This window comes from Rhizobium sp. Root1334 (genome assembly GCF_001426665.1).
Lineage (GTDB): Bacteria > Pseudomonadota > Alphaproteobacteria > Rhizobiales > Rhizobiaceae > Pararhizobium.
Genome location: NZ_LMEY01000012.1, coordinates 71,730 through 96,110, shown reverse-complemented (window position 1 = coordinate 96,110; position 24,381 = coordinate 71,730). Strand labels below are relative to the sequence as shown.

22 protein-coding genes and 1 riboswitch are annotated in these 24,381 nt (G+C 59.6%); of the genes, 9 read left to right on the top strand and 13 right to left on the bottom strand.

Features of this window, described 5'->3' with window-relative positions; genetic code table 11:
- Positions 1-2 precede the first annotated feature (2 nt).
- Positions 3-263: a hypothetical protein gene (locus ASD36_RS14520; protein WP_060505568.1), complete on the bottom strand. Its 261-nt coding sequence runs from the start codon at positions 261-263 to the stop codon at positions 3-5.
- 209 nt (positions 264-472) lie between these two features.
- Between ASD36_RS14520 and hemF the strand changes: the two genes are divergently transcribed.
- Complete coding sequence (gene hemF / locus ASD36_RS14515) at positions 473-1,384, top strand: oxygen-dependent coproporphyrinogen oxidase (protein ID WP_060511005.1); 912 nt, start codon at positions 473-475, stop codon at positions 1,382-1,384.
- A gap of 72 nt (positions 1,385-1,456) precedes the next feature.
- On the opposite strand, the gene ASD36_RS14510 is transcribed toward hemF, so the two are convergent.
- Entirely contained in the window at positions 1,457-1,708 is a 252-nt protein-coding gene (locus ASD36_RS14510; protein ID WP_060505570.1) for a hypothetical protein, read from the bottom strand.
- A 156-nt stretch (positions 1,709-1,864) separates the two neighbouring features.
- Between ASD36_RS14510 and ASD36_RS14505 the strand changes: the two genes are divergently transcribed.
- Positions 1,865-2,128, top strand: a complete 264-nt coding sequence (locus ASD36_RS14505) for a BON domain-containing protein (RefSeq protein ID WP_060505571.1) — start codon at positions 1,865-1,867, stop codon at positions 2,126-2,128.
- On the opposite strand, the gene ASD36_RS14500 is transcribed toward ASD36_RS14505, so the two are convergent.
- From ASD36_RS14500 to ASD36_RS14485, 4 genes are all read right to left on the bottom strand, one after another.
- On the bottom strand, positions 2,129-2,743 hold the full coding sequence (locus ASD36_RS14500) for an ABC-type transport auxiliary lipoprotein family protein (protein WP_060505572.1): 615 nt from the start codon (positions 2,741-2,743) through the stop codon (positions 2,129-2,131).
- 212 nt (positions 2,744-2,955) lie between these two features.
- Positions 2,956-4,326, bottom strand: a complete 1,371-nt coding sequence (locus ASD36_RS14495) for an MlaD family protein (RefSeq protein ID WP_060505573.1) — start codon at positions 4,324-4,326, stop codon at positions 2,956-2,958.
- An 87-nt stretch (positions 4,327-4,413) separates the two neighbouring features.
- Complete coding sequence (locus ASD36_RS14490) at positions 4,414-5,220, bottom strand: ABC transporter ATP-binding protein (protein WP_060505652.1); 807 nt, start codon at positions 5,218-5,220, stop codon at positions 4,414-4,416.
- Positions 5,221-5,255: 35 nt separating this feature from the next.
- On the bottom strand, positions 5,256-6,398 hold the full coding sequence (locus ASD36_RS14485; RefSeq protein WP_060505574.1) for an ABC transporter permease: 1,143 nt from the start codon (positions 6,396-6,398) through the stop codon (positions 5,256-5,258).
- Between the two features lie 140 nt (positions 6,399-6,538).
- Between ASD36_RS14485 and dgcA the strand changes: the two genes are divergently transcribed.
- On the top strand, positions 6,539-7,522 hold the full coding sequence (dgcA, locus tag ASD36_RS14480) for an N-acetyl-D-Glu racemase DgcA (protein WP_060505575.1): 984 nt from the start codon (positions 6,539-6,541) through the stop codon (positions 7,520-7,522).
- Here the strand turns inward: dgcA and ASD36_RS14475 are convergent.
- Together ASD36_RS14475 and ASD36_RS14470 are read right to left on the bottom strand one after the other, a co-directional pair.
- A complete protein-coding gene (locus ASD36_RS14475; protein ID WP_060505576.1) occupies positions 7,474-8,694 on the bottom strand; it encodes an MFS transporter in 1,221 nt (406 codons plus the stop codon). The genes dgcA and ASD36_RS14475 overlap by 49 nt on opposite strands.
- 93 nt (positions 8,695-8,787) lie before the next feature.
- Positions 8,788-9,621, bottom strand: a complete 834-nt coding sequence (locus ASD36_RS14470) for a UDP-2,3-diacylglucosamine diphosphatase (protein ID WP_060505577.1) — start codon at positions 9,619-9,621, stop codon at positions 8,788-8,790.
- A gap of 206 nt (positions 9,622-9,827) precedes the next feature.
- Here ASD36_RS14470 and ASD36_RS14465 point away from each other — a divergent pair, with 206 nt between their 5' ends.
- From ASD36_RS14465 to ASD36_RS14450, 4 genes are all read left to right on the top strand, one after another.
- Positions 9,828-12,140: an NADP-dependent malic enzyme gene (locus ASD36_RS14465; RefSeq protein ID WP_060505578.1), complete on the top strand. Its 2,313-nt coding sequence runs from the start codon at positions 9,828-9,830 to the stop codon at positions 12,138-12,140.
- 171 nt (positions 12,141-12,311) lie between these two features.
- Positions 12,312-13,046, top strand: coding sequence for a LuxR family transcriptional regulator (locus ASD36_RS14460; RefSeq protein ID WP_060505579.1), 735 nt, complete (start codon positions 12,312-12,314; stop codon positions 13,044-13,046).
- Between the two features lie 171 nt (positions 13,047-13,217).
- Positions 13,218-13,862: an acyl-homoserine-lactone synthase gene (locus ASD36_RS14455; RefSeq protein WP_060505580.1), complete on the top strand. Its 645-nt coding sequence runs from the start codon at positions 13,218-13,220 to the stop codon at positions 13,860-13,862.
- Between the two features lie 199 nt (positions 13,863-14,061).
- Positions 14,062-15,147 (top strand): DUF2865 domain-containing protein, encoded by a 1,086-nt coding sequence (locus ASD36_RS14450; RefSeq protein ID WP_112834686.1) that lies wholly within the window; start codon positions 14,062-14,064, stop codon positions 15,145-15,147.
- On the opposite strand, the gene bluB is transcribed toward ASD36_RS14450, so the two are convergent.
- The 3 genes from bluB to ASD36_RS14435 all read right to left on the bottom strand — a co-directional run bounded on the left by bluB (position 15,148) and on the right by ASD36_RS14435 (position 18,243).
- Positions 15,148-15,840, bottom strand: a complete 693-nt coding sequence (bluB, locus tag ASD36_RS14445) for a 5,6-dimethylbenzimidazole synthase (RefSeq protein WP_060505581.1) — start codon at positions 15,838-15,840, stop codon at positions 15,148-15,150.
- A 43-nt stretch (positions 15,841-15,883) separates the two neighbouring features.
- A riboswitch (cobalamin riboswitch) is annotated at positions 15,884-16,097 on the bottom strand.
- Positions 16,098-16,139: 42 nt separating this feature from the next.
- Entirely contained in the window at positions 16,140-16,961 is an 822-nt protein-coding gene (locus ASD36_RS14440; RefSeq protein ID WP_060505654.1) for an SDR family oxidoreductase, read from the bottom strand.
- Between the two features lie 88 nt (positions 16,962-17,049).
- On the bottom strand, positions 17,050-18,243 hold the full coding sequence (locus tag ASD36_RS14435; RefSeq protein ID WP_060505582.1) for a phytanoyl-CoA dioxygenase family protein: 1,194 nt from the start codon (positions 18,241-18,243) through the stop codon (positions 17,050-17,052).
- A 105-nt stretch (positions 18,244-18,348) separates the two neighbouring features.
- On the opposite strand from ASD36_RS14435, the gene ASD36_RS14430 reads away from it, so the two are divergent.
- A complete protein-coding gene (locus ASD36_RS14430) occupies positions 18,349-19,377 on the top strand; it encodes a LacI family DNA-binding transcriptional regulator (RefSeq protein ID WP_060505583.1) in 1,029 nt (342 codons plus the stop codon).
- A 146-nt stretch (positions 19,378-19,523) separates the two neighbouring features.
- Here the strand turns inward: ASD36_RS14430 and ASD36_RS14425 are convergent, their stop codons facing one another.
- Together ASD36_RS14425 and ASD36_RS14420 are read right to left on the bottom strand one after the other, a co-directional pair.
- Entirely contained in the window at positions 19,524-20,381 is an 858-nt protein-coding gene (locus ASD36_RS14425) for a TolB family protein (RefSeq protein WP_060505584.1), read from the bottom strand.
- A gap of 22 nt (positions 20,382-20,403) precedes the next feature.
- The gene (locus ASD36_RS14420) at positions 20,404-22,083 is read right to left on the bottom strand and encodes an NAD+ synthase (RefSeq protein ID WP_060511003.1); all 1,680 of its coding nucleotides are present in this window, start codon (positions 22,081-22,083) and stop codon (positions 20,404-20,406) included.
- A gap of 272 nt (positions 22,084-22,355) precedes the next feature.
- Between ASD36_RS14420 and ASD36_RS14415 the strand changes: the two genes are divergently transcribed.
- Positions 22,356-24,302 (top strand): LTA synthase family protein, encoded by a 1,947-nt coding sequence (locus ASD36_RS14415; protein ID WP_060505586.1) that lies wholly within the window; start codon positions 22,356-22,358, stop codon positions 24,300-24,302.
- Positions 24,303-24,381 lie beyond the last annotated feature (79 nt).

The window sequence follows — 24,381 nt, the reverse complement described above, 5'->3', positions numbered from 1 at the left end:
CGTCAATCGGCACTCGGCAGACGCCGCATAGTGAATTCGATCTGGCCGCCATCGAGTTGGCGCCAGCTCTCCACTTCGGTCCAATAGGCGGCCTTCGGCCAGGCATCGAACCATTCCTGCGCCTTCTGGCGCGCATCGGTGCGATCGAGCCTGAATGTCTCGCGGACAAACAGCCCGTCATTTCCGCGCGGATTGCCGCTGCGATGCCGGTCGATCTGACGTTTCAGGCCGTCGAGCGGCGGGCCTGCCGGGATCCTTGCCATGAGCTCACCTTTCACCAGTCGAGCCTCTATGATCAAGATAGGGAGATATTCCTGCTTTTGCGAGTCGGAATCACAACAGGGGCATCTGCGGCAGACTGCCCCGCTTATCTCTGCGCCGTTGCAGCCGTGGCAAAAATATGAACTGTCGGACAATATGCGAATCGGCGCGCTCTTTGCCGCTTCAGGCTCCGCCAAACAGGATTACTTTCATGGAACGACCCAACCTGCCGCAGGGATTGCCCGCGGATATCGAAGACAAGAAAGCCAGAGCCACCGCCTGGTTCCAATCCTTGCGCGATACCATCTGCACCGCGTTCGAAACCATCGAGGACGAGTTGACCGGCCCGCTCTCCGATCGCGAGCCAGGCCGTTTTATCGGCAAGGACTGGGTGCGCGACCAGGGTGCGGGCGGCGGCGGCCGCATGTCGATGATGGAAGGCCGCGTCTTCGAAAAGGTCGGCGTCCATACGTCGACCGTCTACGGCGAATTCTCGCCGGAATTCCGCAGCCAGATTCCCGGTGCCGAACAGGACCCCACCTTCTGGGCCTCCGGCATCTCGCTGATCGCCCACCCGGTCAATCCGAACGTCCCGGCCGTGCATATGAATACCCGCATGGTCGTCACCACTAGCCACTGGTTCGGCGGCGGTGCGGACCTGACACCTGTGCTCGACAGCCGCCGGACACAGACCGATCCGGATACGATGCTGTTCCACAAGGGCATGGAGATTGCGTGCAAGCGGCACCCGGTTGCCGACCACACCCGCTTCAAGCAATGGTGCGACGAGTATTTCTTCCTGAAGCACCGTAACGAACCACGCGGCACCGGTGGTATCTTTTACGATTGGCTGCATTCTGACGAGGAAAAGGGCGGCTGGGAGGCTGACTTGGCCTTCACCCAGGACGTCGGCAAGGCGTTCAGCCTGATCTATCCAAAGATCGTGCGCGCCAATTTCAACAAACCCTGGACCGAGGAAGACCGCGACGAACAGCTGGTCCGCCGCGGCCGCTACGTCGAGTTCAACCTGCTCTACGACCGCGGCACGATCTTTGGCCTGAAAACCGGCGGAAACGTCGATTCGATCCTGTCGTCGCTGCCGCCCGTGGTCCGCTGGCCCTGAGAGCAATATCCCTGCACAAACAAAAATCCGGCCGCGTAAACGGCCGGATTTTTTGTGTCTGGTGCGTGGGTGTCAGTCGCAGATCTTGATGCGGCGGATATGCAGGTTGCCCCACTTGTCCCAGCGCTTCACCTTCTTGATGTAGCAGGACGGTTCGTAATAACCGCCGCCGTAATAGCCACCACCGCCATAATAGCCGGTGTTGTAGAAGCCGATTGAAAAACCGCCGTGATGATGGCCGTGATGGCCGCCGGCCTGCGACGGTGCGGCAAACGAGACGGCGGCGAGGACTGCGACGGCGGCGGAGATGATGAGCTTGCGCATATTGATGTTCCCTCTGTTGGCTCCTGATGAGTTCGTCTCATCCAGTGACCCAACGATCTCACGCACCGCTTATCCGCGCTGTTTCGAATGGAACAGAGCTGAACAAAAGCGTTTCCGCTGCGTTATCGGCCAGTAGACGGATCGGAGAACGCAGCCATGGTTTTCAAGGAGCGCACTTTTTTCGGAAAAACCCCGGAGGAATTTTTCGAGGGAGATCAGGCAGACCTCGAAACACGGGTCGCCAATTGCCTGGCCACGGTGGACGGGCTCGATGCCTCGGATGTTGTGGTGGTCTCGAAAGGAAATACAATTGTGCTGAGCGGCGCTGTCGCCAGCATCGAGGAAGCCGAGCGCGCGGAAGAAGCGGCGCGAACGGTCGAAGGCGTGGCCGAAATCGTCAACCGGATCGCGGTTGCCTGATCAGATCGCCTTCAGCGTCCAGCCGACGATTTCGCCGGCAACCTGCGCAAATGCGCCATCAAGGGCAGCGACAAATGCCGGCGCTCCGCTACCACGAACAGGAACAGTCGCGCGGAACGCCTTCTGCGCGCCGACGGTGCCGTTGCGGTCGTTGAGGATTTTGGCGAAAATCTCGACAACGGCGGTATCCGCACCTGCTGTCGATATTTCGAAAGACCGGATTTCGGTGATCACCTGGTAGTCGATAGCAAGCCCCTCGCCCGGCTTTCCGACGCCACCGATCTTGCCAGTGTTCTCGAAAGCCTGGACAAGCTTTGCCTGCACCATCTTCGGCAGGCGGTCGCTCCATTGCGATTTGGCGAGATACTGGATTTCCGAACCTGATAGCCGGATCACCACCTGATCGCTGTCGAGCGCTTTCAGCGCGGTCGGCTCTGGAACAAGGATTTGCTTGCGGCTTGACGACGGACCTTCGATAACAGGCGACGTTGACAGGCTATAGGTGTCGTTGTTGGCCTTGCCGGCGCAGGCGGAAAGCGCGGCGAGGAGAAGGAATGCAAAACAGGCCCGGACCAAACCTGCCTTTCGACCAAACGACACACCGGGAAAATTCATTTCAAACACTATCCTTCGCCAATCAGCAGCAACGTAGAGGCTGACCCGGTCAAAACAAGCCAAAAAAGCAGTCACGCCAGCGCAGACACGGCAAAAAACCGCCCAGGCTTGCAGCCTTGCCACGCAAACATCATGCCAATGGAAGCAATACCCGATTCGCCAGCACCGGCAGCAGCAATTCCTGCTTCGGCTAACCGCGCCGCAGCTTTGATTTAGCGGCGCGTGCGTCCGTCATACTGTTTGACCGTTTCTCCACCGAACAACAGCCGCTGTGGATCCTTGTCGAAGGTCGAGATCGTCGTATCAAGCGTATTGACCGTCCGGCGCGTATCGCTGACCAAAGCCTCGATATCACGCAGGCCCGAGCCGGAGAAGCGCTTCAGGTTTTCGGCGATCGGGCCTATCTGGGCATTCAGGTTGTCGGCAACCTTGCGGAAGGATTCGAGCGTCGCGCGGGCATCAGCCGACAGGGACGGCGCATCGGCATCGCCGAGGAAACCGTCGAGCTTGACGAGAATCCCGTCGACGCGGCTGGACGCGGCATTCAGCTTGCTGGCCATCTGGGTGACGTCGGTGATGGTCTGATCGATATCATTCTGGCGGCCCTTGATCCGCTCGGCGAAATCGGCAACCGAAGCAACCGCCTTGCGAGCATCGGCGCTAGCGGCAGAAACGTCATTGACGACGCCGGTCACCTTTTGCGGGTCGATGGAAGCGATCAACGTATCGACTCGGTCGAGAGAAGCCGTTGCTTTTTCACCGAACCGCTCATAGGTTTCCGCCGTCTTCTTGAACGAGGCAATTGTATCGGCCACGCCCGTGGACGCAGCACTCAAGTCATTACTCATCTTTTCGACATTGCTGACGATATGGTCGATCTTCTTCGGATCGACCGATTTCACCAGAATATCTGCCGCGGACAGCGTCGAATCAAGCTTACCGGCCGCAGCTGTGATCGAAGTCGACAGCGCGCTGACGCTCTTCAGGAACTGATCGATTCCTTCGGAATTATCGGCCAGCGACTTGGTGAAACGGTCGGCATTGGAAATCGTATTGGTCAACGGCCCGCGAACATCCTTGACGAACCCCTGGATGTCGCCGATCGCATCATTGGCGCGGTCCAGAATCTTGTCGGCGGTGGCCAGAAGGCTGGTAACGCTGGATTGGTCGGCGGTCAGTTGTGCTGACGTTCCGGTGTCCAGTGCCTTGCGCAGAATATTCTCTTCACCCTTGTTGCCGCCGCTGAGTTCGATATAGGCGGCGCCGGTCAACCCCTGGATTTCCAGGGTCGCCGTCGTCGATTTCAACACCGGTGCATCAGCAGACACTTCGGTCACGGCAACCGAATAGCGTGGATCGTTGGAATTGATGGCCAGGCTGCGTACCGAACCGACGGGAATACCGTTGAAACGCACCGGAGACCCGACGCTCAAGCCATTGGCTGAACCCGGAATGCTGATGACAAGTTCCGCCATTTCGCCGCTGCGGCCATATTGGGACATCCAATAGACAAAGCCGAAAGCCGCGAAAATGACGGCGACCGTGAAAAACCCGACGATGGCGTAATTGGCTTTTGTTTCCATTGCTACCGGTACCCTTGGGGGACGCCGCCAACGCGGCTCCTTGCTTCAATCAAATTTTTCGTGCAGCGGCTGAGTGACTGAGCGCTGTCAGGAAACCAACTTTTCGTCGTCGCGAACGATGGAACGCGCACGCTTGCCCTGGAAGTAGGACGTCACCCACTCGTCGTCGCAGGCCAGCATGTCCGCGATCGTGCCTTCGACCAGAACCTTCTTCTTGCCGAGCACTGCAATCCGGTCACAGACCGAAAACAGGCTGTCGAGGTCGTGAGTCACCATATACACGGTCAATCCCAGGGTGTCGCGCAGTTTGGCGATCAGGTTATCGAACTCCGCCGCCCCGATCGGATCGAGCCCGGAGGTTGGTTCATCGAGGAAGACGAGGTCTGGATCAAGCGCCAGCGCACGCGCCAGAGCCGCCCTCTTGATCATGCCGCCGGACAATTCGGAAGGGAACTTGTCAGCCGCTTCCGGCGCCAGTCCCACCATGTCGATCTTCAGCCGCGCCAGTTCATCCATCAGTTCCTGCGGCAGGTTCAGATATTCCCGCATCGGCACCTGGATGTTTTCCTTGACCGTCAAAGAGGAAAACAGCGCGCCGTGCTGGAACAAGACACCGAGACGCATGTCGAGCGCCATACGCTCCTCTTCGCTGACCGCATCATATTCGACCCCAAGAATCTGGATCGAACCCGACCGGCGTGGCAACAGTCGCAACACGGTTCGCATCAGCACGGATTTTCCGGTGCCGGACGCGCCGACGAAACCGAGAATTTCGCCGCGATAGATATCGAGATTCAGCTTGTCGAGAACGATGTTCGACCCAAAACCGACGGTCAGATCCTTCACCGACAGGATGACTTCCGTGCCGTTTTCACCGGTTCCGCCCGCTGTCATGTCTTCCCTCGGATTCACCGGCAAAACCTCTTCCATCAGAAATTGATCGCCGCATAGAAGATCGCGAACAGGCCATCGACAAGAATGACCACGAAGATCGATTTCACCACAGACTGCGTCACTTGCTTGCCGAGCGATTCGGCGCTGCCACCCACCTTCAAGCCTTCGACGGCAGCGACGACGCCGATAATCAGCGCCATGAACGGCGCCTTGATCATACCGGCGAGAACGGACGAAAAATCTACCGCCTCCTGAAGACGCGCGAGGAAGGTGGAGAAGGTAATGCCGGAATAGCTCCAGGCCACCACGGCGGCTCCACTCAAGGCAGCAAAATTGGCGATGATGGTCAGAAGCGGCAATGCCACGGTCAGCGCCACCAGCCTTGGAAACACCAGCACGCCGATCGGGCTCAACCCCATTACCTTCAGTGCATCGATTTCCTCGCGCATCTTCATCGAGCCGATCTCGGCCGTGATCGCACTGCCGGAACGGCCAGCAATCATGATCGCGGTCAAGAGCACGCCGATTTCACGCAATTGAAGAATGCCGACCAGATCGACGACGAAGAGCTCCGCGCCGAAATAGCGCAGTTGGAACGCACCCTGCTGGGCAATGATCGCACCGATGAGGAACGACATCAAAAGGATGATCGGCACCGCCTGGACGCCCATGCGATCGATCTGGTTGACGATCGCCGCCGGCGACACGCCGCTATGGCGGCCAAGCTTCAGCTGCGCGCCGCGAACGGCGGACCCGAGAATGAACATGGCCGCGACAGTGTCTTCCCAGGCGGAGACGACCGAATTGCCGACAGGCGTAAAAATGCGCACGAAAAGCGAACCGGATTTCTTCTTGTCGGCCGCCGGTTCGGGCAGTTTCTCCGGCAATGCGTTCATCAATTCGAGATAGCGTGGCTTGTCGCTTGTCAGCTTCACATTGCCGACCTGCGTCATGAAACGCCGGATGACCCAGGCGCCCGCCGTATCCATGGCGGTGACCTCGCTCAGATCGACCTCGCCCGCTTCGCCACCCTTGGCTGCGAACGCATCCAGCTTCGGCGTCGCCAGATGAATGGATACACTGCGCCAATCGCCGCTGAACCGATAAGCCCGGGTGCTGCCATCGTCAGCTTCCGCGAGCTGCACGTCGGTTTCGGTTTTCACTTGGGAACGCGTCACGTCTGTTTGGTCTTCCGGAGATGGCTGCATTTGATAAAACGTCAGCGACTCATAGCCGCTAGAGCCCGGTCTGTCACCGATTGAAACGTTTCCGGATCAAACGGTTGGCTGCTGAGATATGGAAGCCACAGGAGAAAGCCATGACCCGCCAAATGAAAACCGTCGCCGAACATTTCCCGATCGCCGGCAGCTTTACGATTTCGCGCGGCAGCAAGACCACCGCCTCCGTGGTCACCTGCCAAATTTCGGACGGTGCCTTCTCCGGCATGGGCGAATGTGTCCCCTATGGGCGCTATGGCGAGACCATCGACAGCGTGCTCGCTGAGATCGAGACGATCCGGCCGCAGATCGAGGCTGGCATTGACCGCGAAAAACTGCGGCAAACCATGAAGGCCGGTGCGGCGCGCAACGCCGTTGATTGTGCGCTCTGGGATCTGGATGCGAAAAAATCCGGTAGCCGCGCCTTTGCGCTGGCCGGACTTGCCGAACCGGCGCCGCTCACCACCGCCTACACGATTTCGCTGGGCGAACCGGAGGCGATGGCCGCGCAGACAGCACAATATGCCCATCGGGCGCTGCTGAAAATCAAGGTCGGAACGCCCGACGACGCTTCGCGCATCCGTGCGGTGCGGGCAGCCGCCCCGAACAGCGCCATCATTCTGGATGCCAATGAAGGCTGGAGCGAAGCCAATCTGACTTATCACTTTGATGTCTGCGCCGAATCGGGTGTCGCCCTGATCGAACAGCCCTTGCCCGGCGGGCAGGACGCCCTGCTCGCCTCGGTCCATCGCCCGGTTCCCGTCTGCGCCGATGAAAGCGTCCACAAGACCGAAGACCTGCCAAATCTTGCGGGCCTCTACGATGCGGTCAACATCAAGCTCGACAAGACCGGCGGTCTGACCGAAGCCCTGAGCATGCGCGACGCGGCCCGGACGCTCAACCTCAAGATCATGGTCGGCTGCATGGTCGGCACTTCGCTCGGCATGGCACCGGCGGTGCTTCTGGCGCAAGGTGCCGATTTCGTCGATCTAGACGGCCCGCTGCTTTTGGCCCGAGACCGCGAGCCCGGCCTGCGCTACGCCGATTCGCTGGTCTTTCCGCCTCTGCCCGCCCTCTGGGGCTGAAGATGCCACGCAGCAAAGGCGGAACAGCAGCCAATGAAGGCAACGACGGACATCGAATAGAAGCCGTGAACACCGAACCAGGTGTAGAAATAGCCGGATGTGAAGGTGAAGATCGCCGAGAACACGCCAGTGTAGAAGAAATACAGCCCCTGCGCCGAGGATTCCTGCTCTTCCGGAACCCGCTGCACCAGAATGTTCTGCATGCCCGTATGCATGATGGCATAGGTGAAGGCGTGGAAACACTGCAGGGCGAAATAGCCGCCGAAGCCGAGATCCATCGGAAAGATGATCCAGCGCACGACCGCAAGGACGCAGCCCGAAAAGATCATCGTCCACAGGCTGAAGCGCCGGATGATCATCTTGGCGCAGAAGAACATCGCGACTTCAGCAGCGACACCGGCGCTCCAGAGAAGACCGATCTCGGTGCCGGTAAACCCGATATGCTGCCAGTAGATCGCCGAGAAGGCGAACAGCATCGCGTGGCTGCCGTTGACCAGCGTCACACCGATCAAAAGCAGTTGCAGATCGAGTTTGCGCAGGGCCTTCGGCGGCGCTTCTGTCAGCGTCGTCAGCGTCGAGGGCCGGCGCGGCTTGCCGACGCGCGGCGCGATGAAGGTCAGAGCAATCATCAGCAGGAAGCCGCCAGCCATCGCCGGCAGCACCATCGAGCCACCATAGAGGCCGATCATCACCCCGCCCAGCATCGTCGCCCCGATAAAGGCGACAGAGCCCCAGACACGCATGGTGGCATAATCATAGCCCCACCGCCGCACACCAGTTAGCGCGATGGCCTCGACGATTGGCACGTAGGGCGCATAGACGCCGCCCTGGATGGCATAGATGATCAGCACGAACCAGAAACTGTGGGAGACGAACAGCGCCAGCGCCGTCAGCAAGGACAGCACCGCCGACCAGATCAGCACTTCCGCCCGCTCGCCGATCCTGTCCGCCAGCAACCCGACCAGCGGTGCCGTGATGACGCGCACGAACATCGGCACGGCAAGGATGATGCCGATTTCGAAATCGCTCAGTGACAGAGTGCTCAGCCAGACCGGAAAATACGGCATGGCAAACCCGTTAACGACGAGCGGCGCGCAGAAGAGCAAGGCGATACGCGGCACGAAATAGCGCGGCGCTTCCTCGCGAAAGGGAGGCGGAGATGACGGAATCATGGAAGGACCTGACAGTTGCGTCCATGATTTATCACGGCAGCCAAGAGCAGCGCCAGCCGCTAGTTTTCCCTACACTCTTCAACCCCTGCGGTATTATGCCGCCTGTTGCGAAAGAGCCCGCGCCATCAACATTTCCACTTCGGCCGTGTCTTCGCGCACCGCAGGTACGTTGCTCAGTTCCCGCCAGGTAATCAGTTCCATCGTGCCATCGTGATGCTCGGCAATTGCCGTGCAGCTTTCCACCCAATCGCCGGTATTGATGTAGCGTATGCCGCCGATGTCTTCCATCACAGCGTGATGGATATGACCGCAGATGACCCCATCGGCATTTTCCCGGCGAGCTTCGTCAGCTACCACCCGCTGGAATTCGCCGATGAAGTTCACCGCATGCTTGACCTGCAGCTTCGCCCAGGCAGAAAACGACCAATAAGGCATTCCAAGACGGCGGCGGATGGCGGCCAGTCCGATATTGATGACGATCGCGGTATCGTAGGCCCAGTCGCCGAGATAGGCGAGCAGGCGCGCGTTGCGCACCACGACATCGAATTCGTCACCATGCAGCACCAGGTATTTGCGGCCGTCGGCTGCCTCGTGCATATGGCGCTGGGCCACCTCGATACCGCCGAAATGGACGCCCGGAAAGTCACGCATGAACTCGTCATGGTTGCCGGGGATGTAGATGATGCGGCTGCCCTTGCGCGCCTTGCGCAACAGCTTTTGGACCACGTCGTTGCAGGCTTGCGGCCAGTACCAGCTGCGCTTCAACCGCCATCCATCGATGATATCGCCGACGAGGATGATCGTCTCCGCTTCGCTCACCCGCAGGAAATCGAGGAGATAATCGGTCTTTGCGGCCTTTGATCCCAGATGAACGTCAGAAATGAACAGGGTCCTGAAACGCCGGGGTTCTTGCTCTTTCTCGGTCATGCTGCCTCGCAACGGTCTATCGCGCCTCTCTTATGTGCTTTCAAGAACAGACTCTTGTTTCAGGAGAATGACAGCCTGTGGAACCACCCGGCACGCTGGATAAACACCTGTTCCTGAAAACCGGAGGTATACGGCCGTTTCCAAACTGTACGGAGCCATCGTTTCATGCAAAAAGAGCCGCGACGAATAAGTAGGGATTTACGAATATGAGCACCGGCGACAAAGCCAAGACCCCAGCGGTTCCAGCAAGCGGCGACCTTGATGAACAGGCGCTGTTCTTCCACCGCTATCCACGCCCCGGCAAGCTCGAGATCCAGCCGACCAAGCCACTCGGCAACCAGCGCGACCTGGCGCTCGCTTATTCTCCGGGTGTTGCCGCCCCCTGCCTTGCCATCCGTGACGATTCATCGACCGCCGCCGACTATACCGCGCGCGCCAATCTGGTCGCGGTTGTCTCAAATGGCACGGCAGTTCTCGGTCTTGGCAATATCGGCCCACTCGCCTCTAAGCCGGTGATGGAAGGCAAGGCCGTCCTGTTCAAGAAATTCGCCGGCATCGACGTCTTCGACATCGAGATCGATGCGCCCGAAATCGACCAGATGGTCAATGTCATCTCGGCTCTGGAACCGACCTTCGGCGGCATCAATCTTGAAGACATCAAGGCGCCCGAATGTTTCGAGGTTGAACGCCGGTTGCGCGAGAAGATGGATATCCCGGTCTTCCATGACGATCAGCATGGAACCGCGATCATCGTTGCCGCCGCCATCCTCAACGGCCTGGAACTGGCCGGCAAGGACATTGCCAATGCCAAGATCGTCACGTCAGGCGCCGGCGCTGCGGCGCTCGCCTGCCTCAATCTGCTGGTGACGCTTGGTGCAAAGCGTGAAAATATCTGGGTGCACGACCTCGAAGGCCTCGTTTATCTCGGCCGCGAAGTGCTGATGGATGAGTGGAAGTCCGTTTATGCGCAGGACAGCGCCAACCGGATCCTCGCCGACAGCATTGCCGGTGCCGACGTCTTCCTGGGGCTTTCAGCCGCAGGCGTCCTGAAGCCTGAACTGCTGGTCCAGATGGCGGAAAAGCCGCTGATCATGGCGCTCGCCAACCCCAATCCCGAGATCATGCCGGAAGTGGCGCGCGCCGCCCGTCCCGACGCGATGATCTGCACCGGCCGGTCGGATTTCCCCAACCAGGTCAACAACGTCCTGTGTTTCCCCTACATCTTCCGCGGAGCGCTTGATTGCGGCGCCCGCACGATCAATGAGGACATGAAGATGGCGGCGGTGCGCGCCATCGCAGCGCTTGCCCGTGAAGAGCCGTCTGACGTCGCAGCTCGCGCCTATTCCGGCGAAACGCCGGTCTTCGGCCCGGACTACCTGATCCCCTCGCCGTTCGACCAGCGGCTGATCCTGCGCATCGCACCGGCTGTTGCCAAGGCAGCTGCCGATAGCGGCGTCGCCAACCGGCCGATCACCGATTTCGATGCCTATTTCGACCAGCTGAACCGCTTCGTCTTCCGCTCCGGCTTCATCATGAAGCCGATCTTTGCCGCCGCAAAGAATGCCCAGAAAAACCGGGTGATCTTTTCCGAAGGCGAGGACGAGCGCGTCCTGCGGGCCGCCCAGGTACTGCTGGAGGACGGCACAGCCCGCCCGATCCTGATCGGCCGTCCGAATATCATCGAGACGCGCCTGAAGCGCTACGGCCTGCGCATCCGGCCGGACGTCGATTTTGAAGTGGTCAATCCGGAAGGCGATCCGCGGTTCCGCGATTATGTCGACGACTATTTTGCGCTTGTCGGCCGTCTCGGCGTCATTCCGGAAGCAGCCCGGACAATCGTTCGTACCAACCAGACCGTGATCGGCGCGCTTGCCGTCCGGCGCGGCGAAGCCGATGCGCTGATCTGCGGCGTCGAAGGCCGCTACAGCGCCCATCTTCGGGCTGTCTCCCAGATCATCGGCAAGCGCGAGGGTGTGCTGGATTTCTCGGCCCTCAGCCTGCTGATCTCGCAGCGCGGTGCCACCTTCCTCACCGACACCTACGTGACCTTCGATCCGACGGCAGAGGAAATCGCCCAGAAGACGGTGATGGCCGCCCAGGAAATTCGCCGCTTCGGCATTACCCCGCGCGCAGCGTTGGTTTCGCATTCGAATTTCGGCTCGCGGGATTCGGAAAGCGCCTTCAAGATGCGCAAGGCCATGCAGATCGTCCGCGAACTCGCGCCCGATCTCGAAGCTGACGGTGAAATGCACGGCGATTCCGCCATTTCGGAAGCCTTGCGCCGCCGCGTCATGCCCAACAGCACACTGGCGGGTGAAGCCAACCTGCTGGTCTTCCCGAACCTCGATGCCGCCAACATCACGCTGGGCGTCGTCAAGACGATGACCGACAGCCTGCATGTCGGACCGATTTTGCTCGGAACGGCCCTGCCTGCACATATCCTGTCGCCATCGGTAACGTCGCGCGGCGTCGTCAACATGGCCGCACTGGCGGTTGTGGAAGCCTCATACCCCGCCTAGTAGAAGTATAGATTGAGCCGGCTCACAGCCGGCTCAATCCAAATATAAAAGTGATTTTAATTACAGCTTATAGTTTAGATTTGTAAAAACACACGGATAACCAAAGATTGCACTAGACAAAGACTTAAACCGTTATCATGCTGCCCCCATCAAATAACAGGGTTTTGCAGCATGGCTGACCAACAGGCATTCTTTGACCTGCTGGACATTATGGAAAACGAGGAAATCGTTGAACCAAAACGGTTTTTCGACCTGATGCGCAGCACTTTCAGTATCGCAAATCTGCTTTATCTCGACGTCGACATCCTGACCGCGGGTTTTGTTATCCACAGGCTGCACCACACTTTCAGCGCACGCAGTCTCACAACCTATGTTGACAAGCGCTATCAGCGCATCGATCCGATCCTGCGCATGACCTTGGGTGGCGTCAGGCCGGTGGATTGGGCGACGGCCCGCAAACTTCATCCCGATAGCGAGCCGCTTTTTTCCGCAGCGACACAACTCGGCCTTGGTCTCGACGGCATCACCCTGCCTCTCGCGACCCCCACTCGGCGGCTGGCTTTCCTGGCAATCCAGGCTGATGTTCCGTCCGACGAATGGCCTGCCTACCGGCGTTGCCATCTGCGTGATTTCCAATTGCTCGCCAATCTTTTCCACGCGTCTCTGCTGGAAAGCGACAGCAGAATAGAGCTTACGGACTGCGCCAAGACACTGACCCATCGGGAAACCGAAGTGCTCAGCTGGGCCGCCGCGGGTAAAAGCTATTGGGAGATCGGCACGATCCTGGGCATTTCAGAACGCACCGTCCGCTTCTTCATGACCAATGCCCGGCGCAAGCTGAACGTCGTTTCCAATACCCAGGCGGTCGCGCAAGCCGTCCGGCGCGATCTCATCCCGGCCTTTTGATCATTTCCCGCTCCCCTTCTCTCCCGTGAATGCAATGGACTCGGACGTCCTTCCGGACGTCCGAGTCCATTGCATATCGGCGTGCATTAGAAACCTGTCACTACCGACAGTTATGCCCGCCGCCGATACCTGACAGCATTTGCTCTCCGCATTCATACACAGGAGCAAACGATGATCAGGATTTTCAACCGCAACACCGGCAAGCAACATCCGGACGCTATCGACGCCATGTTCCAGTTGCGAAAGCGTGTCTTTCACGACTTGCTGAAATGGGATGTGTCGGTCCGCGGCAACTGGGAAATCGACAATTACGACGACGTCAATCCGCTCTATGTGCTGTCTTACTCGGATGAAACAGGCAAATTGCGCGGCTCGCTGCGCCTCCTGCCGACGCTTGGGCCGAACATGCTGGATGATACGTTTCCGATCCTGCTTGGCGACAACCCACAGGTGCGCAGCGCGTCCGTCTGGGAATCCAGCCGCTTCTGCATCGATCCGGCCATCTCGCAGGATCGCGGTTCCAACCAGGTAACCATCGCCGCCGCCGAACTGATGTGTGGCGTCGGCGAGCTTGGGCTGTCGTCCGGTCTCAGCCATATCGTCACAGTCACCGACGTTTTTCTGGAGCGGATGTTCCGGCGGATGGGATGCCCCGGTGAACGGATTGGCGAGCCACAGCGGATCGGCTCCGTCTATGCTGTCGCCGTTGCCTGGGAAGTCACAGCCGGCCTTCTGGACAGGATGAAGGCGGTCGCCGAAATCGCCGGTTCCGTGCTGGAGCGGCCGATGTCGCTTGAAATGGCCAGGGCTGCTTAAACTATCCAGCCTGGCGGGAGTTCGGCCGATTGTGGCTCTCCCGCCTCGCCCGGCATGTTTCTCCCGCCGCCCGTTAACGCTGCTATGCGGAGTGCGTTGCAGCCCCGTCGAATGACGGTATGATAAGGGCAAAGTCAGAGTGCGCGGGATGTTCCTTCGCACCCGGCGCGGTGCCGGTATGCTCAGGCGAGAGAAACACGTGATCTTCCGTTCCATATCCCTTGCGGCGCGAGCAGTTCCGCTTCTTCTGGTCATGACGGCCACGGCCGACGCCTCGGCGGTGTGTGAACGCCTGAATCCCCATCTTGCCGGCCTGCCGAAGATCGTCGCCTCCAATGCCAATCTGCGCGACTATACAGGGGCGATATCCCGCCAGAATCTGGACCTGCGGCAGGCACGCAGTGATCTGAGGCGCATGGGATGCAGCACGGGCAGCGTCATCATTGTCGGCGGCCCGAATGAAGAGGTCTGCCAAAGCCTGAGCAGCGAAATTTCACAGATGCAAATGGATCTGGAAACCCTGAAAGCCCGCCGGCAAAGCCTGCTGGACGGCAACGATAGCGATATTGCCCGGCGGCGTATTAACGCCGCGCTTGCCGCCAATCGCTGCAACGAGGAGGAGAGTGACGTCCTCAGTGCCGCGGTCGAAGAACCGGAAACCCACCGCAATATCCTCAATGACCTGCCGCCGATCAGCGAGGGGTATTCGGATCCGTACGGCAACGCCGGCTTCGCCACGCCGGAAGACGGATTTGGCCCGAGCGCAGAATATCCCGGCAGCTTGCGCACCATGTGCGTAAGAACCTGCGATGGGGCATTCTTCCCAATCTCGTCGAACTCATCGCCGGCCGATTTCCAGCGCGATGCCGAAACCTGCCAACGGCGCTGCCCCGGGACAGAAACGGCGCTCTATTATCATGCGATGGCGACAGAAGAGACAAACCAGATGGTCTCCGCCGCCACCGGCGAACCCTATGCCGACCTGCCCTCGGCTTTCGCCTACAAGACCCGGGACCTCAGCCAGCCCGGTCAATGCGGCTGCTCTCCAGCCGGACGCACGGCGACGCAACAAAGCACGCACGACAACGGCAAGGGCGTCCTTGAGATTCTCACCCGCAAGAAGGCGGACCCGGTCGAAGTGAAAAGCGCCGTCGCGGACAGGCCATACAATCCTCAGGACAACAAGGTCCGCGTCGTCGGCCCAAGCTATCTGCCGTCGCAGGAAACCTCGATCGACCTGAGGCATCCGGCAGGCCCCGGATACCAGCCGCAGCAGACCAATTGATCAATCATCCGGCCTGATGCCCCACGCATCCGCGAACACCAGATCTTCAAGCGGCAAACGCTGGCGCCAGCCTTTGACGGCCAGTTCCGGTTCGGCATAGAGCGTATCGACATAACCAAGGCACAGCCAGGCGATGATCTCGATATGATCGGGAATACCAAGCACATCCTTGATTTCGCGCTCGTGAAAAATGCTGACCCAGCCGACGCCGACACCTTCGGCCCGCGCCGCAAGCCACAGGTTCTGCACCGCACAGACGGTGGAAAACGCATCCATGCGCGGATTGTGCGTCCGGCCGAGGACGACCTTGCCCGCACGCGCCGGATCACAGGTGACACAGATGCTGACGGGCGCCTTGCGGATGCCCTCCAGCTTCAGCGACCGGTATTTGTCCCGCGTCTCGCCCTCAAACATCAGCGCTGCCTCTTCATTGGCCCGCTGAAAAGCCTCAAAGACACGCGCCCGCCTCTCCTCGTCGCGAACGACGATGAAATTCCACGGCTGCATGAAGCCGACGGAGGGTGCGCTGTGGGCGGCGGCAAGAAGCCGCGCTATGACATCATCCGGCAAAGGTGCGGGCAGGAATTGATCGCGCACGTCGCGGCGGGTTTCGATGGCGCGGTAGACGGCGGCGCGCTCGTCCGGTGAAAATGCGTCCGCCCTCACAAGGCGGTCTTGCGGTTCAGCTTGCATCGTTTGATCCCCAACAATGCGAAACCTCCCGCCGTCCGCGCGGGGCTGGTCTATCTCGTCAGGCCGGTCTTCTGACTGCGGATCAACCGATTTTGCCGCCTTCCCGGATCACATGAAAATCCAGTGGCAGAATTCTGAAAGAATTCAGAAATTCATCAATGCAAAATCGTCCCCGTCACAGCGTTGGGCACGTCCCGGACTTTCACCGGGTTCCCGATTCTCCCGTTTTCACGGGCACCTGAGCAGGACCGATATGGGCATGGCGGGCCGCCAAATGCAAGATGGCCCGCCTGATCTCCTTACATCGCAGCGACCGGATGCGGCGAACCGTCATAGGCGCCCCAGATCGACTGATCGAAGCAGATCACCGAACCGGTCATCAAGCCGGACTCCCTCGACGACAGATAGGCGCAGGCACGCGCCACTTCGGCCGGATCGACCAGACGGCCGAAAGGCTGGCTTGCCGCTGCCTTTTCCAGCCAGTCGCTGGCGGCGCCATGAAATTCGCGCTGGATGCGATCCTCGCCTTCCGAGGCCATCCAGCCGATGTTCAGGCCGTTGACCCGGATCCGGTTGCGCAGCAAAGCATAGGCGGTGTTCTTCGTCAGGGTTTCCAATGCCCCCTTGGAAGCACAATAGGCCGCAATGAACGGCTGGCCGGCCTTGGCCGACATCGAGCCGATATTGACGATGGTCCCCTCGATCTTTTCCCGGCGCATGACGTTGATCGCTTCCTGCATCAGGAAGAACGGCGCACGCACATTGACGGCGAACATCCGGTCGAACAGTTCCGGGCTGGTGTCGAGGATCGTACCACGATCGGTAATCGCAGCCGCATTGACCAGCGCATCGACACGGCCAAACGCCTTGTCGCAGGCGTCTATCACCTTGCGCGCATCCTCCACCTGTTCCAGATCGGCCTGTACGTAGACGACCTTGGTGCCGGTCGCCTTGCCGATCTCGGCGGCCTTGGCTTCGCCCTTGGCGGCATTGCGGCCGCAGATAACGATGCCTGCGGCGCCGCGCGCGGCAAACAGCGTTGCGATCGTGGCGCCTAGCCCTTGCGTGCCACCGGTGACGATCGCGATCTTGCCGTCGAGACGGCCATAGTCATTGCTCATTGTTTTTCCTCCATTTTCGATATCGCTGATGCCAAAAAACTCCCGCCCGGCATTCGGGCAGGAGTTCAAATTGCAAGGAATATTTCCGTTAGCTGAGCTTCTTCTCCGACTGAGCCGCAAGCGCCGCTGCAAATGCGGCTTCCTCCCAGCCACCCGAAAGCGCTTCGTGCATCAACTGCGCCTGCGTTTTCGGCGCAAGCCCGCCGACTGGCGGATCCCGGTCGAGATTGGTCGGGAAGGAATATCCTTCGGCGCAGGACGCAATCGCACAAGCGGCTTCCGCAGAAGTCAAACGGCCATCGGTAAGCATTGCCTTCAAGGCTGGATAGAGAACGGCACTCATGCGCTCCCGGTTGACCGTTTCCATCGCGCGTCCAAACGCCGAGGACACTTGCAGGAGGTTTGCCACCCGCTTGATACCCTCGGAACGATTGGTGCCCGCAGCATGGAAAAGGGCCGGATTGAAGAAGACCAGGTCGCCCTTCGACAGCGGCAACTGCACATGGTGGCGATCGAAATAATCGCGAAACTCCTGACGTTTCAGCGCCAGATAGCCCGGAACATAGGTTTGGCTATAAGGAAGGAACAAGGTCGGTCCGCTTTCCAGCGGCATGTCGCAATGAGCAACCGCCCCCTGCAGCGTCAGGACCGGCGACAGGCGATGGACATGTGCCGGAAACTGCTCGATGACGGATGAGGTCTGAAAACCAAGATGGTAATCCCGGTGCGCCGATTGCGCTGCCCCGCCCGGATTGACCCGGTTGACCTGCGCCGTCATCTGATAGCTCGGTCCGAGCCAGGCTTCGCTGACCAGCGCGATCAGGGCATTGCCATAGTAGGCGGCGAAATTACGCGGATCACGCAGGCAGTGCTTTTCAAGTGAATTCCAGATGCGGTCATTGGCGCCCGGCTTGGCAAAATGGTCGCCGCCACCGCTATTGGTCCGGTGCTGTTCATTGATGATATCGTCGAAAATGCCGCTCGCCGCATCGATGACAGCCGTATCCTCGAATGCCCGCTTCAGCACGACGACGCCCGGCCCGGTCGCAAAGGCTTCGCAGATTTCAGCCAGCACCGCCCGGCGTCCTTCGCCGGTCTGAGCCGCCTTCAGCACATTTGCGCTGTCATAAATCAGAACATTCTTCTCGACGGCCGCCGCATGCGGATAGTCGGCAAGCGATGTCGTGCACTCCACCTCAGCGCGAAAATCCTCAAGATCGCAGGCAGCTTCCGTCAGCCAGACCCGGTCAGCTCGCTGTTTTAGAATATTGTCGGTCTTCATCCCGTTTTCCTCCCGCCGGATGTCTGTCGATGACCGCACTATACGCGGAGGGAAAAGCTGATATAGAGCAGAAACACCTCAAAAAACCATCAGAACGGACCCACGATGGCCCACGAATTTCTGGTCAAGGACATCGCTTTTCAGGCAGGCCTCAGCATCGCCACCGTCGACCGCGTTCTCAACAATCGCCCCGGCGTACGCAAACAGACGGAACTGCGTGTCCACGCCGCCATCCGCGAACTGGAAAAACAGCAGGCCGGAATCGAAATACAGGGCCGCAAATTTGCCATCGACATCATCATGGAAGCGCCAGACCGCTTCACCGATACCGTGCGCGATGCCTTCGAAAGCGAGAGCCTGACATTTCTGCCGACAATCTTCCGCTCCCGTTTCCATTTCGCCGAATCGATGCGGCCGCAGGAGATCGTCCAACTGCTTGACCGGGTGCGCCTGCGTGGCACCGATGGCGTCGTCCTGAAGGCGCCGGATGTCCCCGAGATCAGTTCCGCCGTCACGCGCCTCGAACAATCCGGCATTCCCGTTGTGACGCTGGTCACCGACCTGCCCAATGCACCCCGCACGGCTTATGCCGGAGCGGACAACAGGGCAGCCGGCGAAACCGCCGCCTACCTGATCGGCGAACGCTTTGCCGGTCAGCCGGCAACGGTACTGGCGACCCTGTCGAGTAGCCGTTTCCGTGGGGAAGAAGAGCGGGAAATCGGCTTTCGACGCATATTGCGTAACCGCTATCCATCAATTGGTATCGTCGAAATCAGCGAGGGTCTTGGCCGCGATGATCCAACCGGGGCTTTAGCTGCGGCCGCCCTTTCAAACAATCCGGGCATCAACGCCGTCTATTCAATCGGCGGCGGCAATCGCGCCGTGGTGGCTGCCTTTGCCGCGGCCGAGCGAACGTGTGCGATATTCGTGGCACACGATCTCGATGCCGGGAATCTCGATCTTCTCCGGATGGGTAAAATCCATTTCGTCCTGCATCACGATCTGAAGGCCGATGTGCGCACCGTGTTTAGGGCGATCATGAGCCGCCGCGGTGCCTTGGCCGCACCGGGTATCGCGCGCCTCTCCGCGGTGGAAGTCATCACGCCCTACAACATCCCGTTATCGCTTCGATGAACTACGCCGCCTGGCCGGTGTTCGGGATACATCACCAAGTCAGCCAGGATACGGTTTCACGCGCCATCTCCCTACGCTCGACCGGAAATCACCCCTGAAAGGCCGCCGACGACGCACAACAACTGTCTTTCAGTCGGACGCTTCGTTCAACGAACTTGGTTGGCAATCCGATCATTGCCCGTGGCCGGCTGGTAGCGCACGAAGGCGAATTCCCGGCCATCCGGCGACCAGTTGGGAACGTTGATGGTGCCCTGCCCGCCAAACAGCGCAAACAGGGTTCGGGCATTGCCGCCATCCGGGTCCATCAGCCGCAACCGCACATCGAGATCGCGCGGATGATCGAAGACATCCCCGTCATAGGAGATGACCAGCAGGTGCTTGCCGTCGGGAGACGGATGCGGAAACCAGTCGCCATACTCGCTGTCGGTAATACGGGTCACATCCGAACCATCCGGGCGGACACGCCAGATCTGCATCCGGCCTGTACGGCTGGAATTGAAATAGATCCATTCGCCGTCCGGGCTGTAGTCCGGGCCATCGTTACGCCCCTCGCCGAAGGTCAGCCGCGTTTCCTCGCCGCCGTTCACGGGGATGGTGTAGATATCGAAGACCTGACCGCGGATGCCGCAATAGGCCAGCGTCCTTCCGTCCGGCGACCAGCCATGCCAGTAGGACGGCCGGTTCTGCGTCACCTGCTTGGGCAGTCCGCCATCGGCCGGAAGCGTATAAATCGTTGATGCGCCATACTCGGTCTTGTCGCTGATGACGATGGTCCTGCCATCAGGCGAGATGCCATGGTCGTTGTTGCACGTGCGAGCAAAGCCCGTATCGATCAAACGCGGCTCGCCGCCCGGCAATGGCAGGCGGTATAACAGGCCGTCGCCATTGATCACCAGCGACTGCCCGTCCGGCGACCAGTTCGGTGCCTCCACCAGCTGTTCCGTCTGCCAGACGATGCGGGTTTCGCCTGTGGCGACCGTGTAGATTTCGACCGAACTGCGCATGCCGTCGTCTCCAGTTGCAAGTCTACCGGTCGCGGAACCGGTTGGTGATTGGATAGCGACGGTCGCGGCCAAAGTTCTTCTTGGTAATCTTCACGCCCGGGGCCGATTGGCGACGCTTGTATTCGGCGATGTAGAGCAGGTGCTCGATCCGGTGCACCGTCGCCTCGTCATGACCGCGCGCGACGATCTCCTCGGTCCCCATTTCCTTCTCGACCAGGCATTCGAGGATATCGTCAAGCACCGGATAGGGGGGCAGCGAATCCTGGTCCGTCTGGTTCGGGCGAAGCTCGGCCGACGGTGCCTTGTCAATAATGTTCTTCGGGATTACTTCGCCTGACGGACCGAGCGCACCGGGCGGCACCGTCGTGTTGCGCCAGCGCGACAGCCCGTAGACCTGCATCTTGTAGAGGTCCTTGATCGGATTGAAGCCGCCGTTCATGTCGCCATAGAGCGTCGCATAACCAACCGACATTTCCGACTTGTTGCCGGTGGTCACCACCATCGAGCCGAACTTGTTGGACAGCGCCATCAGGATCGTGCCGCGCGTCCGGCTCTGCAGGTTTTCTTCGGTAATACCGGATTCCGTTCCCTCGAACATATCGGAAAGGGCGTTGAGGAAGCCCTGCACCGGCTCCTCGATCGGCACGACGTCATAGCGGCACCCGAGCGCTTTGGCGCAATCCTCGGCATCCTTGAACGAGTCCGACGATGTGTAGCGATAAGGCAGCATCACGGTGCGGACGCGTTCTTCGCCGAGCGCATCGACCGCAAGTGCGGCACAAATCGCCGAATCGATACCGCCGGAAAGGCCAAGCACGACATTCTTGAAGCCGTTCTTGTTGACGTAATCGCGAAAGCCCAGCACGCAGGCGCGGTAGTCGGCTTCCTCCTGCTGTGGCAGGCGCGACATCATCCCCTGCTGACAAACCCAGCCCTCGCCGTTCTTGCGCCACTCAGAGATGGAAATGCTCTCTTCGAACTGGCTCATCTGGAAAGCCAGTTGCTTGTCGGCATTGAAGGCGAAGCTGGCGCCGTCGAACACCAGTTCGTCCTGGCCGCCGAGCTGGTTGGCAAACACCATCGGCAGACCGGTCTCGATCACCTGGCGCAGCACCACCTGGTGGCGCACATCGATCTTGCCGCGATAATAGGGAGAACCATTGGGCACCAGCAGGATTTCGGCGCCGCTTTCCGCCAGCGTCTCGCAAACGCCCATGTCATTCCAAATTTCCTCGCAGATCGGGATACCGAGCCGCACACCGCGGAAATTGACCGGTCCAGGCATCGCGCCCTCGGTGAAAACACGTTTTTCGTCGAACTCGCCGTAGTTCGGCAGATCGACCTTATCGCGAATGACCAGAACCTGACCGCCATCCAGAACAGCAACCGAATTATGGCGTCCCGTTTCCCCTTGCCGCGGATAACCGACGATGACCCCCGGACCGCCATCCGCGGTATCGGCGGCAAGCGCATCGACAGCCTTTTGGCAGGCCTTCAGAAATGCCGGTTTCAGGACCAGATCCTCTGGCGGATAGCCTGAAATGAACAATTCGGTCAGAAGAAGAAGGTCGGCGCCGCCGCGTGCCGCATCAGCGCGGGCTTCGCGTGCCTTGGCGAGGTTACCGGCAATGTCGCCGACGGTGGGATTGAGCTGGGCAACAGCGATACGGAACGTCGTGGAAATGGTCTTTTGCGCGGTCATGAACAGGCCTGTGCTTGATCTTGCTATCGCGGATGCGAGGCATCCAAGGATGCTGTTTATCGCATTCCGCACCAAAATACCCCGTGCTTGCGATGAAGTTGGAAAAAAATACGCCCTGCCCGTCAGATGGCTTGCGCACTGCCACCCGCAACCCCGCCTTTCAGGCCATGTCGGATCGGCAACAGGTGCCGAAAAAGTCGGTGGAGAACACCACTTGAATTATTCATCCTCCGTTCAAGATGACGTCTGTATGACATTAGGACGACAGTTTTATGAAATCGGAGACGGCCTTGGCCATTTTTGAATCGGCAGCAATCGCTGCCACCGCTTCTAGGGCCTATGGCCCGCAAATCGGTTTCGGCGCACGCCATGCCAAGGCGCTTTCGGTTGCACGGCATCTCTCGCTGTCATTGCTTCTGTCGATCACATTGATTTTCTTCGTCGAATGGATTGCCCGCAATTCCGCAATGGAATCTGCACTGTTCTTCCTCGACCCGGCGCGCCCCGCATGGACGACCGCTGGCGTATTCTTCCTGCTTTTCCTTGCAATCGACGCCCTCTTCGCACGCGAAAATTTGGGGGTCATCCTGATCGCGCCGCTGGCGCTCATCCCGGCGCTCGTCAGCCGGCAGAAGCAGATTTTCCTCTCCGATCCGCTTTACCCGACGGATTTTCTGTTCGGCCGCCAGATCATGGAGCTGATGCCGGTTCTGGTCCGCGACCGCCCGTGGACAGCCGTTGGCATCGTCGCCGGTATCGTTTTGGCGGTGGCCGCGCTGGTTTGGCTTGTCCGTTTCGCTTGGCGGCGCTTTCCGGCCCTCACCCGGCGCCAGCGCCTGGCGCGGTTCGCCGTCGCCCTGCCGTTGCTCGGCGCATTCTATCACCTGATGGACTACAACAATTTCTCATGGGTGCGTGACCGCCTGCAGGTCATTCCGATCATGTGGGACCAGACCGAAAACTACCGTCACAACGGTTTCACCATGGCGTTTGCGCTCAACCTGCCAATGGCGAACGTGACGGCACCGGCGGGCTATATGTCCGATGCGATCGACAAGATTCCAACCAAGCCGATGCCGGCTGGTACATCCCATCGCAGCAAACCTGACGTTATCGTTCTGATGAGCGAATCCTTCTGGGATCCGACCCGTCTGCCCAACGTCAAACTGTCGCCCGATCCGATGCCGACGATCCGCGAAATGCAGTCCGGCAACGTCTTCTCGCCGGAGTTCGGCGGCATGACGGCCAATGTCGAATTCGAGGCGCTGACCGGTTTCTCCAACGCCTTCCTACCCTATGGCAGCATCCCGTATCAGCAGTATATCCGTAATCCCATTCCTTCGCTTGCCACCTTCTTCCGTGGCGAGGGCTATGTGTCGCGCGCCGTGCACCCCTTCCAGAAGTGGTTCTGGAACCGCAGCGCCGTGTACAAGGCATTCGGCTTTGACCAGTTCAAGTCGGAAGAGAACCTGCCGGTAATGCAGAAGCGTGGCATCTTCGCCTCGGACGAGTCGCTCACCAAGGAAATCATCCGCCAGGCTGACCAGCTGCGTGATCCGTTCTTCTTTTTCACGGTTACCTTGCAGGGTCATGGCCCCTATGAAGCCAACCGCTATGCCAAGAACACCATCAAGGTCGAAGGCAACCTTCCCGCTGCCGACAAGCAAGTTCTTGAAACCTATGCACAGGGCATCAAGGAAGCGGATGACAGCCTGAAGATGCTGATGGACTGGGCCAAGGAACGTGACCGCGAAACCATCATCGTGCTGTTCGGTGACCATCTGCCGCCGCTCAACACCGTCTATCCGAACACCGGCTTCATGAACGACGTCACCGCTTCGCGCAAAGGCTCGCTCGAGCAGATGAAGGCACAGCACGAAACGCCTCTGGTCGTCTGGTCCAACAAGACCGGCCCGGTCAAGGATATCGGCACGATCAGCCCGGCCTTCCTGTCCTACCAGATCCTCAAGCAGGGCGGCTTCGAGCATCCCTATTATACGGGCTTCCTCGGCAATATCTTCGACAAGTACCGTATCATCGACCGCTACATGCTCGTCGACACAAAGGGCAAGGAAACAGCCTCCTGGGGACGCCAGAAGACAATCCCGCCGCTCATTCGCGACTATCGTTTCCTGCAGCACGACATGATGTTCGGCCAGCGCTTCAGCACCGAACGGTTCTTCGAGAGCCACGCCGATCTCTTTGCCGGCGCCATGTAAAAAGAAGCGGGGATGCCGGGTTCCGGCATTTCCGCAAATCACCGGGGTAGGCTAGAACAGGGCAGCGTTTTCTGACGGA

Excerpts from the sequence above, each read along its gene's own strand:
- ASD36_RS14520 (WP_060505568.1), bottom strand. The coding sequence starts at position 263 with ATGGCAAGGATCCCGGCAGGCCCGCCGCTCGACGGCCTGAAACGTCAG.
- hemF (WP_060511005.1), top strand. The coding sequence starts at position 473 with ATGGAACGACCCAACCTGCCGCAGGGATTGCCCGCGGATATCGAAGAC.
- ASD36_RS14510 (WP_060505570.1), bottom strand. The coding sequence starts at position 1,708 with ATGCGCAAGCTCATCATCTCCGCCGCCGTCGCAGTCCTCGCCGCCGTC.
- ASD36_RS14505 (WP_060505571.1), top strand. The coding sequence starts at position 1,865 with ATGGTTTTCAAGGAGCGCACTTTTTTCGGAAAAACCCCGGAGGAATTT.
- ASD36_RS14500 (WP_060505572.1), bottom strand. The coding sequence starts at position 2,743 with ATGAATTTTCCCGGTGTGTCGTTTGGTCGAAAGGCAGGTTTGGTCCGG.
- ASD36_RS14495 (WP_060505573.1), bottom strand. The coding sequence starts at position 4,326 with ATGGAAACAAAAGCCAATTACGCCATCGTCGGGTTTTTCACGGTCGCC.
- ASD36_RS14490 (WP_060505652.1), bottom strand. The coding sequence starts at position 5,220 with ATGACAGCGGGCGGAACCGGTGAAAACGGCACGGAAGTCATCCTGTCG.
- dgcA (WP_060505575.1), top strand. The coding sequence starts at position 6,539 with ATGACCCGCCAAATGAAAACCGTCGCCGAACATTTCCCGATCGCCGGC.
- ASD36_RS14475 (WP_060505576.1), bottom strand. The coding sequence starts at position 8,694 with ATGATTCCGTCATCTCCGCCTCCCTTTCGCGAGGAAGCGCCGCGCTAT.
- ASD36_RS14470 (WP_060505577.1), bottom strand. The coding sequence starts at position 9,621 with ATGACCGAGAAAGAGCAAGAACCCCGGCGTTTCAGGACCCTGTTCATT.
- ASD36_RS14465 (WP_060505578.1), top strand. The coding sequence starts at position 9,828 with ATGAGCACCGGCGACAAAGCCAAGACCCCAGCGGTTCCAGCAAGCGGC.
- ASD36_RS14460 (WP_060505579.1), top strand. The coding sequence starts at position 12,312 with ATGGCTGACCAACAGGCATTCTTTGACCTGCTGGACATTATGGAAAAC.
- ASD36_RS14455 (WP_060505580.1), top strand. The coding sequence starts at position 13,218 with ATGATCAGGATTTTCAACCGCAACACCGGCAAGCAACATCCGGACGCT.
- bluB (WP_060505581.1), bottom strand. The coding sequence starts at position 15,840 with ATGCAAGCTGAACCGCAAGACCGCCTTGTGAGGGCGGACGCATTTTCA.
- ASD36_RS14440 (WP_060505654.1), bottom strand. The coding sequence starts at position 16,961 with ATGAGCAATGACTATGGCCGTCTCGACGGCAAGATCGCGATCGTCACC.
- ASD36_RS14435 (WP_060505582.1), bottom strand. The coding sequence starts at position 18,243 with ATGAAGACCGACAATATTCTAAAACAGCGAGCTGACCGGGTCTGGCTG.
- ASD36_RS14430 (WP_060505583.1), top strand. The coding sequence starts at position 18,349 with ATGGCCCACGAATTTCTGGTCAAGGACATCGCTTTTCAGGCAGGCCTC.
- ASD36_RS14425 (WP_060505584.1), bottom strand. The coding sequence starts at position 20,381 with ATGCGCAGTTCGGTCGAAATCTACACGGTCGCCACAGGCGAAACCCGC.
- ASD36_RS14420 (WP_060511003.1), bottom strand. The coding sequence starts at position 22,083 with ATGACCGCGCAAAAGACCATTTCCACGACGTTCCGTATCGCTGTTGCC.
- ASD36_RS14415 (WP_060505586.1), top strand. The coding sequence starts at position 22,356 with ATGAAATCGGAGACGGCCTTGGCCATTTTTGAATCGGCAGCAATCGCT.